Source organism: Bacteroides mediterraneensis (assembly GCF_016900355.1).
GTDB lineage: Bacteria > Bacteroidota > Bacteroidia > Bacteroidales > Bacteroidaceae > Phocaeicola.
Window position 1 is genome coordinate 26,260 of record NZ_JACJKA010000012.1, and the last position, 12,775, is coordinate 39,034.

General features: G+C 46.8%; 13 protein-coding genes and 3 tRNA genes. 6 read left to right on the forward strand and 10 right to left on the reverse strand.

All coding sequences use genetic code 11. The annotated features are described in order from the left end of the window. The gene (locus H6A28_RS07785) at nucleotides 1–870 is read right to left on the reverse strand and encodes a DUF3298 and DUF4163 domain-containing protein (RefSeq protein WP_204479659.1); all 870 of its coding nucleotides are present in this window, start codon (nucleotides 868–870) and stop codon (nucleotides 1–3) included. A 157-nt stretch (nucleotides 871–1,027) separates the two neighbouring features. Between H6A28_RS07785 and lipB the strand changes: the two genes are divergently transcribed. Beyond that, a complete protein-coding gene (gene lipB, locus H6A28_RS07790) occupies nucleotides 1,028–1,693 on the forward strand; it encodes a lipoyl(octanoyl) transferase LipB (protein WP_204479661.1) in 666 nt (221 codons plus the stop codon). A 33-nt stretch (nucleotides 1,694–1,726) separates the two neighbouring features. Here lipB and H6A28_RS07795 read toward each other — a convergent pair whose 3' ends face one another. Beyond that, complete coding sequence (locus H6A28_RS07795) at nucleotides 1,727–2,410, reverse strand: SGNH/GDSL hydrolase family protein (RefSeq protein WP_204479663.1); 684 nt, start codon at nucleotides 2,408–2,410, stop codon at nucleotides 1,727–1,729. A gap of 190 nt (nucleotides 2,411–2,600) precedes the next feature. Here H6A28_RS07795 and H6A28_RS07800 point away from each other — a divergent pair, with 190 nt between their 5' ends. Then, a complete protein-coding gene (locus H6A28_RS07800; protein ID WP_204479664.1) occupies nucleotides 2,601–3,164 on the forward strand; it encodes a DapH/DapD/GlmU-related protein in 564 nt (187 codons plus the stop codon). A gap of 143 nt (nucleotides 3,165–3,307) precedes the next feature. On the opposite strand, the gene H6A28_RS07805 is transcribed toward H6A28_RS07800, so the two are convergent. From H6A28_RS07805 to H6A28_RS07825, 5 genes are all read right to left on the reverse strand, one after another. Next, a tRNA-Lys gene (locus tag H6A28_RS07805) sits at nucleotides 3,308–3,380 on the reverse strand. 33 nt (nucleotides 3,381–3,413) lie between these two features. After that, nucleotides 3,414–3,486: transfer RNA gene (locus tag H6A28_RS07810), tRNA-Lys, on the reverse strand. A 197-nt stretch (nucleotides 3,487–3,683) separates the two neighbouring features. After that, nucleotides 3,684–4,259, reverse strand: a complete 576-nt coding sequence (locus H6A28_RS07815) for a porin family protein (protein ID WP_204479666.1) — start codon at nucleotides 4,257–4,259, stop codon at nucleotides 3,684–3,686. Between the two features lie 349 nt (nucleotides 4,260–4,608). Beyond that, complete coding sequence (locus H6A28_RS07820) at nucleotides 4,609–5,100, reverse strand: pyridoxamine 5'-phosphate oxidase family protein (protein ID WP_022353718.1); 492 nt, start codon at nucleotides 5,098–5,100, stop codon at nucleotides 4,609–4,611. Between the two features lie 13 nt (nucleotides 5,101–5,113). Next, the gene (locus tag H6A28_RS07825; protein WP_204479668.1) at nucleotides 5,114–6,289 is read right to left on the reverse strand and encodes an iron-containing alcohol dehydrogenase; all 1,176 of its coding nucleotides are present in this window, start codon (nucleotides 6,287–6,289) and stop codon (nucleotides 5,114–5,116) included. 177 nt (nucleotides 6,290–6,466) lie between these two features. On the opposite strand from H6A28_RS07825, the gene H6A28_RS07830 reads away from it, so the two are divergent. The 4 genes from H6A28_RS07830 to H6A28_RS07845 all read left to right on the forward strand — a co-directional run bounded on the left by H6A28_RS07830 (nucleotide 6,467) and on the right by H6A28_RS07845 (nucleotide 11,013). Next, nucleotides 6,467–8,134, forward strand: coding sequence for a formate--tetrahydrofolate ligase (locus H6A28_RS07830; RefSeq protein ID WP_204479670.1), 1,668 nt, complete (start codon nucleotides 6,467–6,469; stop codon nucleotides 8,132–8,134). A 4-nt stretch (nucleotides 8,135–8,138) separates the two neighbouring features. Then, complete coding sequence (locus tag H6A28_RS07835; RefSeq protein WP_204479672.1) at nucleotides 8,139–9,461, forward strand: cobyrinate a,c-diamide synthase; 1,323 nt, start codon at nucleotides 8,139–8,141, stop codon at nucleotides 9,459–9,461. A gap of 92 nt (nucleotides 9,462–9,553) precedes the next feature. After that, a tRNA-Gly gene (locus H6A28_RS07840) sits at nucleotides 9,554–9,626 on the forward strand. Between the two features lie 235 nt (nucleotides 9,627–9,861). Next, nucleotides 9,862–11,013 (forward strand): site-specific integrase, encoded by a 1,152-nt coding sequence (locus H6A28_RS07845; protein ID WP_204479673.1) that lies wholly within the window; start codon nucleotides 9,862–9,864, stop codon nucleotides 11,011–11,013. A gap of 130 nt (nucleotides 11,014–11,143) precedes the next feature. On the opposite strand, the gene H6A28_RS07850 is transcribed toward H6A28_RS07845, so the two are convergent. From H6A28_RS07850 to H6A28_RS07860, 3 genes are read right to left on the reverse strand one after another with little or no spacing between them, the layout of a single operon-like run. Then, entirely contained in the window at nucleotides 11,144–11,608 is a 465-nt protein-coding gene (locus H6A28_RS07850) for a DUF6808 domain-containing protein (RefSeq protein WP_204479675.1), read from the reverse strand. Between the two features lies 1 nt (nucleotide 11,609). Further along, entirely contained in the window at nucleotides 11,610–12,278 is a 669-nt protein-coding gene (locus H6A28_RS07855) for a DNA-methyltransferase (protein ID WP_204479677.1), read from the reverse strand. Next, entirely contained in the window at nucleotides 12,275–12,766 is a 492-nt protein-coding gene (locus tag H6A28_RS07860; RefSeq protein WP_204479679.1) for an N-acetylmuramoyl-L-alanine amidase, read from the reverse strand. The genes H6A28_RS07855 and H6A28_RS07860 overlap by 4 nt, the downstream gene beginning before the upstream one ends. Nucleotides 12,767–12,775 lie beyond the last annotated feature (9 nt).

Consider the following 12,775-nt stretch of genomic DNA (forward strand, 5'->3'; position numbering starts at 1 on the left):
TTATTTCTTGATTAAATAAGCATCTATGTCTTGATAGGGAACCGTCAGTTCAAACGCCCCCATATAATACGGAGCAATGTCATACCGGTTATACAAGAAAGTCACCCCGTCTTTCCCAAGCAGGAAATTATCAGGTACATACAAATCTGTTTCCAGCAACAAACCTACTTCCTGCAATCCTGCTACACACGTCAATGTGTCTGTATTCAGTTTCTCGTTCGCCTCGGCCAGCAGTTGCGGTAAAATCAGCTGACAGATTTTTTCTTCTGTTCCCTTGACAAACACGTCTTTCTTGCTCAGGCTTTTCCCACTTGTGGCATCCACATTAACCCAATGACTCCATGTGTTGGGATGCGCACCGCCCGTATTCTCATAAGTCGTTACAACATAATTCCAGACGCTGTCTTTCCCTTCGATCAGCTTGGACGTTATTTCATACTCATAATTGTACCAGTTAGGAATCTCGTCGGCTTTCATGCCGTTCTTCACATCTGTCTGATAAGGAGTTTGCACATCCCGCAAATAATCGTTTGCCAGACTTTCCTTGATGGAAGCAACAAAACTCTCAGGAGAAGCGGCCCCTGTATGTGCGCTGGAAAATGCTTCTTCCAACACCTTGTTGATGACACCAGCCAGCGAATCGTTCGCTTCGGACGACTTCAAATATGTAAAATTGATTTTTATCTGACATGTAGGTGATTCAGGATTTTCCTTGTCCAAATACACAATTGTATCCATCGGAATAGAATCTACAGCCATCCGGTCTACTTCTTCCGAACGATTTCCTGTACATCCCGGCAACACCATCGTGGAGAATGCTCCACATAATAAAATAGAGGAGAACATCCCTCTCTGTAATTTTTTCATCATATTCAGAGGTTTAGAATCAGAGAATAGTTTCTACATCTACAAATATAGCATAACTTCGCGAATTGTCATGGAAAAAGGAATTCTTTTTGTAAATCTTTGCCATTCCCATGGAAAAATTCTTTCTTTGCAAAATGTAACCTATTAAGATTAAAATGCCATGATGATAACTGAAAATTGGGGGATAATCTCCTATGAAGCAGCCTGGCAACGACAAACTGCTCTCTTTGACCAACTGATTGAAGCAAAACTTCACGAAAAGCCTTATACTAACCGACTTATCTTTTGCCAGCACCCACATGTATATACGCTGGGAAAACACGGCAAAACCGCTAATATGCTGCTGGATGAGAACCAGCTCCATGCCCTTCATGCTGAACTGTTTCATGTAGACCGGGGAGGGGATATCACCTATCACGGGCCTGGACAGTGGGTGTGTTATCCCATTTTGAATCTGGAAGATTATAACTTGGGGCTGAAGGAATACCTGCACATGCTGGAAGAAGCCATCATCCGCCTGTGCGGACAATACGGCATAGAGGCCGGAAGAGTGGAAGGAGCTACCGGCGTTTGGCTGGGCGCAGGTACACCCGACGAACGAAAGATTTGTGCCATGGGCGTTAGAAGCAGTCACTTCGTTACGATGCACGGACTGGCTTTCAACGTGAACACCGACCTCCGATATTTTGGATACATTCACCCCTGTGGATTCATTAACAAAGGGGTAACCTCATTGGCTGCCGAACTGCATCGAGAACTTCCAATGGAAGAGGTGAGAGACAAACTGGAAAAACTAATCCGCAATTTATTGGGTGAAACGGTTTGACTTATCGGTCAAACCGTTCTGCTTCGTATTTTCTCAGTGGCGATCCGTAAAAGCCTTCAACTGGGCACAAATTTGCGCCATCCCTTTCACAGAAGGGTGACCTCCCTGCTTGTCAATGCCCTTCAGTTCAAGGCAGGGAACCCCATAATGCTGACAAATGGTCTTTACCGATTCGTTGATTTCCGCCTTCAAATCGCAGTTCAACAAGAAATACACTTCCACATTAGGATAGCGGTAACGAATGTGTTCTAACATATAGGCCATAGCCGGACGGAAGCTGTACAAATCCTTCTTTGTCCAATTCTGATACTGGTATTGCCCCAAAGGCACTCCAGCCCAACTGTCGTTCGTTCCGCCGAAAATCAGAAGGATGTCCGGACAACCCAAGTTGTTCATTCTTGTCACAAAAGAACGGTCGGAATAATCCGCCTTTCCATATCCCGTATGACAGATAGTGGAACCCGAGAAAGAATTGTTCACACACAGGCGGTAACCGCTTTCCTGAATGAACTTGTACCACCACGTCTGGCCGACGGAGGTCACATCGTTCTTACTCAAAGGCTGGGGGAAATACCACACGGCATTCGTATCCGGTTGAAGATAATGTTCAAAGGTGGAATAAGAATCTCCCAAAATAGAAACAGATTTCCGGTATTGCGAAAATCCGGTACTGCAAATCAATAGAAAGGAAAGCAGTATAGCATACGTTTTTCTCATGATATGTCGGTTAAAGTTTCCACAAATGTACGTGATAAAAAGCAAACCCCACAGAAAAAGCTGATGTAAATAAGGAGTTTTTGTCCGGAACAAGTAATCAGGGTAAAATTATCTGTAATTCATCTACTGCAAATCTCCCCAAACTGACGTATTTTTGTAGCATAGAAATCTATAACGTATTATAAAAGACATGGAACTAAATGATTTTTTGACACATGTAGCCCAACGTCGCCCATTGGACACCCCTGAAATTCAGGAGTTCCTGAACCGAATGAGTGACGAAGCCCGTCGGGTAACTTTTGAATTGAACGGCTCCTACCATACCATGGAAGAAATTCAAGCACTGATGTCCCGTCTTTTCGGAAGACCGGTCGATGCATCTTTCCGGGTGTTTCCTCCGTTCTACACCGACTTTGGGAAAAACATTCATGTAGGGAAGGATGTGTTTATCAACGCTTGCTGCCATTTTCAGGACCAAGGTGGAGTCACCTTAGGCGACGGTTGTCTGATAGGACACGATGTGGTATTTGCCACACTTAACCACGACCTGAATCCCGAACGACGGGCTGCCATGAATCCGGCTCCCATTGTGCTGGGAAAACGGGTGTGGGTAGGCTCCCATAGTACTATATTGCAAGGAGTCACTATCGGTGACGGTGCTGTAATTGCAGCAGGAGCTGTCGTGACCAAAGATGTGCCGGCCAATACGATAGTAGGAGGAGTACCAGCTAAATTTATCCGGAACATAGAATAAAGATTTTGCGTTTTTGCCTATATGAGAAAAGGTCGGTGGATTTGTCTGCCGGCCTTTTTATTTAAACAAAGGGTAGGGGCATAAAAAAAGTTCCAAAAATCTTTCGATTTTCAGAACTTCCTCCTTTTGCTTCACAGCTTCGGTACACCCTCAGGGATTCGAACCCTGGACCCACTGATTAAGAGTCAGTTGCTCTACCAACTGAGCTAAGAGTGCATCCACTATAATTGTCAAACTTTCCGAAATTTGTACACCCTCAGGGATTCGAACCCTGGACCCACTGATTAAGAGTCAGTTGCTCTACCAACTGAGCTAAGAGTGCATCACTATTTTCATTTGCGAGTGCAAAGGTATACTTTTTGTTTGAAACAGCCAAACATTTCTATAGTTTATTTCACTCTATTTTTTCATATTTTCCCCGACTGACTGGTTATAAGACAGATATAAAAAAGGCCGGCATAGAAAAATCCCAGCCGGCCTTGCAGTTTTATTTACATAATAGCAGATTTGACTCGTAAATCAAAAACGATAACCCAAGCTAATGGCGAAGTTCATGTTCTTCGATTTGTCACCGATTTCTACATCCCACGGACAAATGAATCCGTGCTGTCCCGTCAGATTTATTAAATAACGATCGCTCAACTCAAAACCAATACCATATTGGATACCTAAGTCAAAACGTTTCCAGCCGTCGTCACCAAAAACTTTATAATCGCCACCTTTATCATATTTGGCTTTTCCACCCAGCCCGAAAGACAAATACGGACCGGCATTGATTACAAACTTGGTGCTTTCGCTAACGCTGATTTTATACGCACCTAAAAGGGGGATATCAAGATAAACCGGCCTTACCTTATACATATCTTTCACTTTATATCCCTTGGAAGTAAACATCAAGCCCGACTGGAAAGACCAACTTTCATTGAATCCATAATCCATACCAAGCCCCAGTGTAAAACCGGGCAATGCTTTTGTACCTTCCATCTTGGTCACGTTACTGAAGTTCACACCTACACGTCCATCCCATTTTATCTGAGAAAAACCTGCCAACGCATACATTGCCAACACGATTGTCATCAATAAGAACTTTTTCATAATATCATCGGTTTAGTTTAGGTCTGTCCCCTTGAACCAATCTGTCTTTCAAAAGTGAAGGGACTACTTTCACTTATAATCTAAAAGAATGAAAGCCCACTTTCGTTTTGTGATGATACACAAATTTACAAAAACATTTTAAATAATCAAACTTTATCAAGTAAGAAAATCAGAAAATCCCCCTCAAAAAACGCACTTGCGTTTTAACTCAAACGCAAGTGCGTTTAAAGTAAAACGTCTTTGCGTTTCAGACAAAACGCCCTTACGTTTAAGTCCAAACGTAAAGGCGTTTTTTCCAGGTCGTCGGATGTCTTCCGAAAAGCCTCAAAAATCCTTGATAATCTTCCTGTCAGAGCCCCATCTTTTTAGTCTTTCCGCTCACCTTCTGGATGTCCAGCCGGATGATTTCCGTACGAGGGAACGATTTGTTGGCATACTCGATGCCCTGTACTTTGTGGTCGGGACAATATTTGGAGAGCAGGAGGGAGAGGGCCGACATCCGTTCCGCCTCGTGCAGGCTGTGGTGGGCCGTGCATTGCAGTACCACGCTTTCGTAGCCCGTAGTGAACTTGTCGGGGATGACGCGGCTCCGCCCTGTCACGCAGAATGATACATTAGGGCAGGCGTCGATACAACGCAGTTTGCGGCCTACCGGCGCACAATGGATGTAGATAGAGTTTCCGCGGTCCCACACATAATTAATCGGAATGCCGTAGGCCCCGTTTCCGTCTTCGCTCTGCATGGAGAGGATGCCGTATTCACCGTCGCGCAGGATTTCAAAGGCGCGGGTCTCGTCGAGCAGACGGTCCTGCCTGCGCACGTCCTGATTGTTGTATTCCATAATTATTCTATTTTTATTGGTTGGCCAGTTCATAGATTTCGCGGGTAGCCTGCGCATCCAACGGCACGTAGCAGCCCACATATTGCCCCTTGTTCTCGTGCAGTTTCTTTACCAGCAGGTCGATGTCCGGATGCTCGATACCCAATTCCTTGAAGGTGACGGGTATACCGATGGCATGGAAGAAGGCTTTCAGACGGGCCACTCCCTCCAAGGCCATGGCTTTCTTGTCGTCCGATTCGGGCACGTCCCATACGCGGTTGGCATACTGGGCCACCTTGCCCACGTGATGGCTGGCCATATAGGTGAGCCAAGCCGGGAAAATCACCGCCAGTCCGGCCCCGTGCGTTACATTATATATAGCACTCACCTCGTGTTCCATGAAATGCGAAGCCCAGTCTTCCACGGCTCCTACACCGCACGTTCCGTTGTGGGCAATGGTACCGGCCCACATCAGGTTGGCACGAGCCCCGTAGTTCGTCGGCTCCTTCATCACCCGGAGGGCCTCCGTGATGATGGCCTTGAGCGTACCCTCACACATGCGGTCGGGCACTTCCTGGTCTTCGGTGTTGGTGAAATAACGCTCCATGATGTGCGCCATCATGTCGGTCACCCCGCAAGCCGTCTGCCAGGCGGGCAGGGTATAGGTCAACTCCGGATTCATCACGGCAAAGGTAGGGCGGAGCAGGCCGTGCGTGCGGACACTCAGCTTCTTCAGCCCGTCAAGCTTTGTGATGACCGTGTTTCCAGAGCCCTCGCTTCCGGCTGCCGGGATGGTGAGCACCACGCCCAGGGGAACCGCCTTCTGCGGCACGGCCTTGTTGATATAGAAGTCCCAAAAATCGCCTTCATAGGGAATGCCCATAGCGATGGCCTTAGCCGTATCAATCACGGAACCTCCGCCCACGGGCAGCAGGAAATCAATCTGCTCGCGGCGTCCCAGTTCGATGCCTTCGTACACCTTCGAATCGGTAGGGTTGGGCTGTACGCCTCCCAGTTCCACATGAGGAATGCCTGCCTCGTCGAGTTCCTTTTTAATCTTATCGAGCAGTCCGCTGCGCACCACGGAACCTCCGCCGTAGACAATCAGCACTTTCGTGCCATGGTATTTCTTCACCAGCTCTGCCGTCCGGCTCTCTGTGCCTTTTCCGAACACGAATTCGGTCGGGCTATAAAAATCGAAGTTATTCATATTGCTTACAGATTATAGGGTTTATATGCTTTGTTGGACAAAGTTACAGAATTTCTCCGTATTTTTTATAGGAAATACGACACACCTCGACCTCCTCCCGCGAGAAAACTGTAGTTTCCATTTGCCTCGGCACGGGGCTTTTTGTACCTTTGCGGCACAAACTTAAAAACTGCCCTAATGAAATCGGATATCGAAATAGCACGCAGCATTGAGCTGACAAAGATTAAACAAATCGCACGCGAGTATGGCATTCCGGTAGAGGAAATCTCCAACTACGGACGTTACATTGCCAAAGTTCCAGAAACACTGATTGATGAAGAAAAGGTGAAGAAGAGTAACCTGATCCTGGTGACGGCCATCACGCCGACCAAGGCCGGTATCGGAAAGACCACCGTTTCCATCGGTCTGGCACTCGGACTGAACAAAATCGGCAAGAAGGCTTTCTGTGCCTTGCGCGAACCGTCACTTGGTCCTTGCTTCGGAATGAAAGGTGGAGCTGCCGGAGGTGGTTATGCACAGGTGCTCCCGATGGACAAAATCAACCTGCACTTCACGGGTGACTTCCACGCCATCACTTCAGCCCACAACATGATTACGGCCCTGCTCGACAACTATATGTACCAAAACAAAGATAACGGCTTTGCCATGAAGGAAGTGCTCTGGAACCGTGTGCTCGACGTGAACGACCGCGGCCTGCGCTACATTGTGACGGGACTGGGAGGCAAGACCAACGGCATCACCCGTGAATCGAGCTTCGACATCACGCCGGCCTCTGAAATCATGGCCATCCTCTGTCTGGCAAAAGACGAAGACGACTTGCGCCGCCGCATCGAGAACATCCTGTTAGGATTCACCATCGAAAACAAGCCTTTCACGGTGAAAGACCTGGGCGTGGCGGGTGCCATCACGGTGTTGCTGAAAGATGCGTTGTCGCCTAACCTGGTACAGACTACAGAACACACACCGGCCTTCGTACACGGCGGCCCGTTTGCCAACATCGCCCACGGATGTAACTCCGTACTGGCTACCAAGCTGGCCATGACCTTTGGCGACTATGTAGTGACAGAGGCCGGATTCGGTGCCGACCTGGGTGCAGAGAAATTCTACAACATCAAATGCCGCAAGGCGGGTCTCCAGCCGAAACTGACAGTCATCGTGGCTACGGCTCAAGGACTGAAGATGCACGGTGGTGTGGATGTAGACAAAATCAAGGAACCGAACATGGAAGGCTTGAAAGAAGGAGTGAAGAACCTCGACAAGCACATCGACAACCTCCAGTCGTTCGGCCAGACCGTAGTGGTAGCTTTCAACCGTTACGCCAACGATACTGACGAAGAGCTCGACTTCGTGCGCCGTCACTGTGAGGAAATCGGCGTAGGCTTTGCCATCAACAACGCCTTCATGGAAGGGGGAGCAGGTGCCGTCAACTTGGCCAACCTGGTGGTAGACACTATCGAGCACAACCCGTCACAACCGCTGACTTTCACTTACGACGAGAACGACTCAGTAGAAGAAAAGGTGACCAAGATTGCTTGCGGATTGTATGGAGCCAAACAAGTGTTGTTCGGTCCGGCTGCCCGCAAGAAGATACAGATGATCAAAGATCTGGGATATACGCATTTCCCTGTCTGCATTGCCAAGACACAGTATTCTTTCTCTACCGACCCGAAACTCTACGGAGTGGCTTCCGGATTCAACTTCGCCGTGCGTGACATCGTGATCAACGCCGGAGCAGAAATGCTGGTGGTAGTAGCCGGAGAAATGATGCGTATGCCGGGATTGCCGAAAGAGCCGCAGGCCTTGCACATCGACATTGTGAACGGAGAAATAGAAGGATTGTCGTAAGCCGATGAAGCCACAGTTTCTTGTCGGAGCACTGATGCCCGGAAGCGGGCAGACCCTCGTGGCCTTGGGACTGATGCGGGCATTGCACAACCGCGGCCTGCATGTACAGTCGTTCAAGTGCGGACCGGAGCTGGCTGAGCTGCGCTACCATGCGCTGGCTACGGACCACGAACCAGCCAATCTGGATGCGTGGATGTCCTCGCACACTCATCTGCAAACCCTCTACAACAGTTACGGCGAAAAAGCTGACGTGTGTCTTGTAGAAGGGAAAGGGGGACTGTTCGACGGTTTCCGGAGAGCACAGGGAAGCGGGGCTGAACTGGCCCGTCTGATGAGAATACCGGTGGTGCTGGTGGTCAGCGCCCGCAATGCGGGCTATTCCACAGCGGCCATGCTGCAAGGCTTCAAGCATTTCTATACAGATTTAAAAATAGCCGGAGTAATCTTCAACCAGGTCACTTCGGCTGCCCAATACGGTTTCCTGCGCGAAACCTGTGCCGAGGCGGGGGTGGAATGTCTGGGATATCTTCCCTTACTGGAAGATGCGGGCCTTCCTCCCCGGCATCAGGCACTTACCCTGCCGCTGCGGAAGAGTCTTGACCAACTCTTCAACAAAGTGGCTGAACAATTGGAACAGCATATTGATTTATCCAAGCTATTGAATCTTTGTACCCGTATCTTCCCTTGTGCGTACTCACTTCCTTACATTTCAGAAACCGAAACGGAGACATGGATAGGTGCCCGAAAGCTGCGAATTGCCTTGGCTTCCGACCCGGCTTTTCCTTTCCTATACCGGAGAAACATCGACCGGATGCAAGGAGAAATCATCCGTTTCAGTCCGGTGTTCGGCAGCGAACTGCCTCAGGCGGACATCGTCTACCTGCCCGGCGGTTATCCGGAACTGTTCGCCCGCCAGCTGCATCGCCGGAAACGCCTGATGGAGCAGTTGCACACGTACGTAGAAAACGGAGGAAAGCTATTGGCCGAAGGGGGAGGAATGGCTCTGTTGGGACAGACCTTGACTGCACGTCCCGGCGGAACAGCTTATGAGATGGCTGGAATCCTACCTTATTCCGTCTACGTGAAAGACAACCGTCCGTGCAATGGATACCGCCAGACTTCCTATCGGGAACTCAACCTGAAAGGATATGAGTATCGCTACTTCGACATCGTGCCCACAGAAGAAGCGACTTCGCTCCAGACACCGGTCTGTCATGCCAAGGGAGGGGAGATGCTTGGATCATACTTTTTCCGCTACAAGAACTGCATTGCCACTTCCGTCCACAATTATTGGGGAGAAACCGGCCTGTACAAGCTCTGGGAATAAGTCGACAAGCTATTTTTCCATTTCTCGGGCGAAAAAAAGCGAGGAAAAAAGAGGATTCTAAAAAAATAATTCTATCTTTGCATCACCAAATCGCGGCAGTAGCTCAGTTGGTAGAGCATCAGCTTCCCAAGCTGAGGGTCACGGGTTCGAGTCCCGCTTGCCGCTCAAAGTAAAGCCTATATTTGAGTTGCATTAGTTACTTGAAATATAGGCTTTTATAGTTTAAAGTATTGATGTATAGCGCATTTGCGGATAACGAAATAATAAATGTTTAACCGTCTATGGCTGTCTGAAAAAGTGTATAAAAGCATTTTGCAATACCAAGCATTCTTATCGTATTGCATCGGTATTGCGCTCGTATTGCACTTATTCATGTATCCATGGAAAAACCGCAAATGTTATGTTAAAGTTACCTAAAGTCAGAGCGGTGTTCGACCGCAAGAAGAAAGCATCTGCCACCACAACTGGCGTGGTAGAGATTGAAATCATTTTCAACCGTACTCAACGAAAAACATTGTCTTCTGGAATTGAGTTGTATTCCAACCAGTGGGAGGATGGTTTAGTAGTCCGTCATGCGGAGTCAAAAAAGCTGAACCGGAAAATTACTGACCTGATCAAGAATTATGAAGGGATAGCCCGTTCCATAATTCAGGACGGGAAAGAAGTAACTTACCAAACTTTTTCTTCAGCGCTGGACAGAAAGTCAGGTAAATTCGGTACTGACTTCATCGAATTCTGTTACTACGTGATGGAGAGGAGAGGGCTGCGCGCGTCTACTCTTCGCGCGCATAAACACACGCTGGAGACTCTGAGAGAATCACGGATCATCCGCACATTCGACGACCTTACACCTGAAAATATTAAGAGATTCGACTTGTGGTTAAGACAGCAAGACCCATCCAGAGAGCAGCCCACTCTATACAATTACCACAAACGACTCAGACCCTATGTTAACGAAGCGGTTGAACTTGGTATAATCGAAGAATCCCCTTATGTGAAATTCAAGGCCGAGCGTGGGAAAAACAAACCTAAAAATGCGCTGAACGAGGAAGAACTGGCTGCAGTCAGAGCTCTTGAACTTAGAGACGAAGGTCTCAGTAAAGCACGTGACCTATTTATCTTCTGTTGCTACACCGGCCTTGCTTATGCAGATATGGACGTGTTCGACTTTTCCAAGGATGTTGTAATGGTACATGGACACTATTATATAGACAAGAAGCGTGTCAAGACTGGAACGAAGTATTATACACCTATACTTCCTCCGGCAATGGCCATACTTGAAAGATACGACTACCAGCTTCCGCGAATAACTCAGCAAGCATATAACAGGTTACTCAAGTGCATAGGCTCCCTGATTAGAACGAAGAAAAACTTGTCATCGCATATTGCCCGGTACACGTTTGCCACGACTGTTTTGCTGGGGCATGAGGTTCCTATTGAATCAGTATCAAAGATGATGGGCCATACAAGTATCCAGATTACCCAAGTATATGCGAAGATACTTAATAGCTCGATTGAAAAGCAGGCTGAGAGACTGGCTAATATATTATAGCAAACAAAAGCCCCTTCCGGAATAATCTGGTCGGGGCTTGTCGTCTCAGAAATAAGACGAACTTCTACACCACAAAGATGTATATAATTTCTGAGAAAAGTTGTATATAATTATTGGAAAATATTGTATATCAGAATTGCAATAAATTATAATTGACAGTAACAGCCAATACCGGAGTGAGTCCGTTCTTTCCTACACCGTAGCCAGCAGACAGTCCTATTCCACAGCGTTTGGGCTTTTGAGTTATGTTACGGTAAACGTACTCAGTCTGGTAAATGGTACGTGGATAAACCCGAATTTCATCAAGACGTGGAGCCACACCGCTTACCTTTGCATAATAGTTGCTATCTTGGTACTCTTTGTATTCACGCAGATGATAGCAAGTGTCGCTTGCATGAATGGTGTCTGAGCTATCAATCCATGCAAGATAAGGCTGAGGAGAAAGAATGTACATCGTATCCACATCGACCTTCGTAACTATATGGACAGATGTAATGGTATCAGACTTCCCTATATTGCCTTCAGTTGGCGAACGGCTGCACCAGCCTAAACAGAAAGCCAGTACAGCTATTAAAAGATATGGTAAGTACTTCATATTATAATAATTTTGGTTGGTGTTCTGATATTCTATTTAATGCTATATTATAATATTTTTCGTCGATTTCAAAACCTATATATTTTCTTTGCAAATCAATGCTACAAACTGCTGTTGTGCCACTACCCATAAACGTATCTAATATTAAATCTCCTTCTTTTGAACTATTTTTAATCATCTTACCAATAAGCTCTACTGGTTTCTGTGCGTTATGTAATTTTTCTTTTGACGTAAAGTTAATTGGTCTTATCCGCCAAACATCTCGCTCGCTTGCGCTAAATCTTCTTTTCCCATCTCCATTCACACCATATATTATAAATTCATGAGAGAATCGATAATGTGAACCTGCCTTTATCCACTCATAATCCCATACTATAAGATTTTTAACATTTAAATGTTTCTCTACTATTGGATAAAGGAATGGATATGTTCTCCAATCTGTATTTATGTAAAATTCTGCCCCATATTTTAATACCCTTTTTATCTCTTGAAAATAAATATCAAAGAACGGCCTTATTAAATTATTATCACTCCAACTACCTTTTTTACCATTACTTGTAGTTCCTATGCAATACGGAGGGTCTTTAATTAGTAAATCCACACTTCCGTCGGGGATACGCTTCATTCCCTCCAAACAATCCTCATTGTATATTTTATTTAGTTCAATCATGGCTTCACAACAATTTCAGGGATAAAAGGATACTCAGTACGTACATCGAAGCATGGGCACATTTTTGTCCACTCTTCCGGCTCTACAATTCCGTCTCCGTCTAAGTCTGGAGATGTGTCACGATGCCCCAACACCTCGACAATCTGGTACTTTGAGCACAACTCCTTAATCAGCTTGGCCAGTGCCTTCTTCTGAGCCGGCGTTCGTGTGTCGGCCGCCTTACCGTGCGCATCCAGTCCACCGATGTAACAAATACCGATGGAATGCTTGTTGTAGCTTACACCGGAGAATCCCTTACTGTTGCAGTGGGCGCCGTCGATTGTCAGACTGCGGCCAACTTCCACCGTACCATCCAACCGGATAATGAAGTTGTACCCGATGCACTGGAACCCACGGGCTACATGCATCTGATTAATCTCTTTCTTACCAATGTCCAGCCCGGCACGTGTGGCCGAGCAGTGAATTATTATCGAATCTATTTTGTTCATATAATTAAA

What these genes read in the sequence shown, in the direction of transcription:
- H6A28_RS07785 (WP_204479659.1), bottom strand. Translation starts at nt 870, where the DNA reads ATGATGAAAAAATTACAGAGAGGGATGTTCTCCTCTATTTTATTATGT.
- lipB (WP_204479661.1), top strand. Translation starts at nt 1,028, where the DNA reads ATGATGATAACTGAAAATTGGGGGATAATCTCCTATGAAGCAGCCTGG.
- H6A28_RS07795 (WP_204479663.1), bottom strand. Translation starts at nt 2,410, where the DNA reads ATGAGAAAAACGTATGCTATACTGCTTTCCTTTCTATTGATTTGCAGT.
- H6A28_RS07800 (WP_204479664.1), top strand. Translation starts at nt 2,601, where the DNA reads ATGGAACTAAATGATTTTTTGACACATGTAGCCCAACGTCGCCCATTG.
- H6A28_RS07815 (WP_204479666.1), bottom strand. Translation starts at nt 4,259, where the DNA reads ATGAAAAAGTTCTTATTGATGACAATCGTGTTGGCAATGTATGCGTTG.
- H6A28_RS07820 (WP_022353718.1), bottom strand. Translation starts at nt 5,100, where the DNA reads ATGGAATACAACAATCAGGACGTGCGCAGGCAGGACCGTCTGCTCGAC.
- H6A28_RS07825 (WP_204479668.1), bottom strand. Translation starts at nt 6,289, where the DNA reads ATGAATAACTTCGATTTTTATAGCCCGACCGAATTCGTGTTCGGAAAA.
- H6A28_RS07830 (WP_204479670.1), top strand. Translation starts at nt 6,467, where the DNA reads ATGAAATCGGATATCGAAATAGCACGCAGCATTGAGCTGACAAAGATT.
- H6A28_RS07835 (WP_204479672.1), top strand. Translation starts at nt 8,139, where the DNA reads ATGAAGCCACAGTTTCTTGTCGGAGCACTGATGCCCGGAAGCGGGCAG.
- H6A28_RS07845 (WP_204479673.1), top strand. Translation starts at nt 9,862, where the DNA reads ATGTTAAAGTTACCTAAAGTCAGAGCGGTGTTCGACCGCAAGAAGAAA.
- H6A28_RS07850 (WP_204479675.1), bottom strand. Translation starts at nt 11,608, where the DNA reads ATGAAGTACTTACCATATCTTTTAATAGCTGTACTGGCTTTCTGTTTA.
- H6A28_RS07855 (WP_204479677.1), bottom strand. Translation starts at nt 12,278, where the DNA reads ATGATTGAACTAAATAAAATATACAATGAGGATTGTTTGGAGGGAATG.
- H6A28_RS07860 (WP_204479679.1), bottom strand. Translation starts at nt 12,766, where the DNA reads ATGAACAAAATAGATTCGATAATAATTCACTGCTCGGCCACACGTGCC.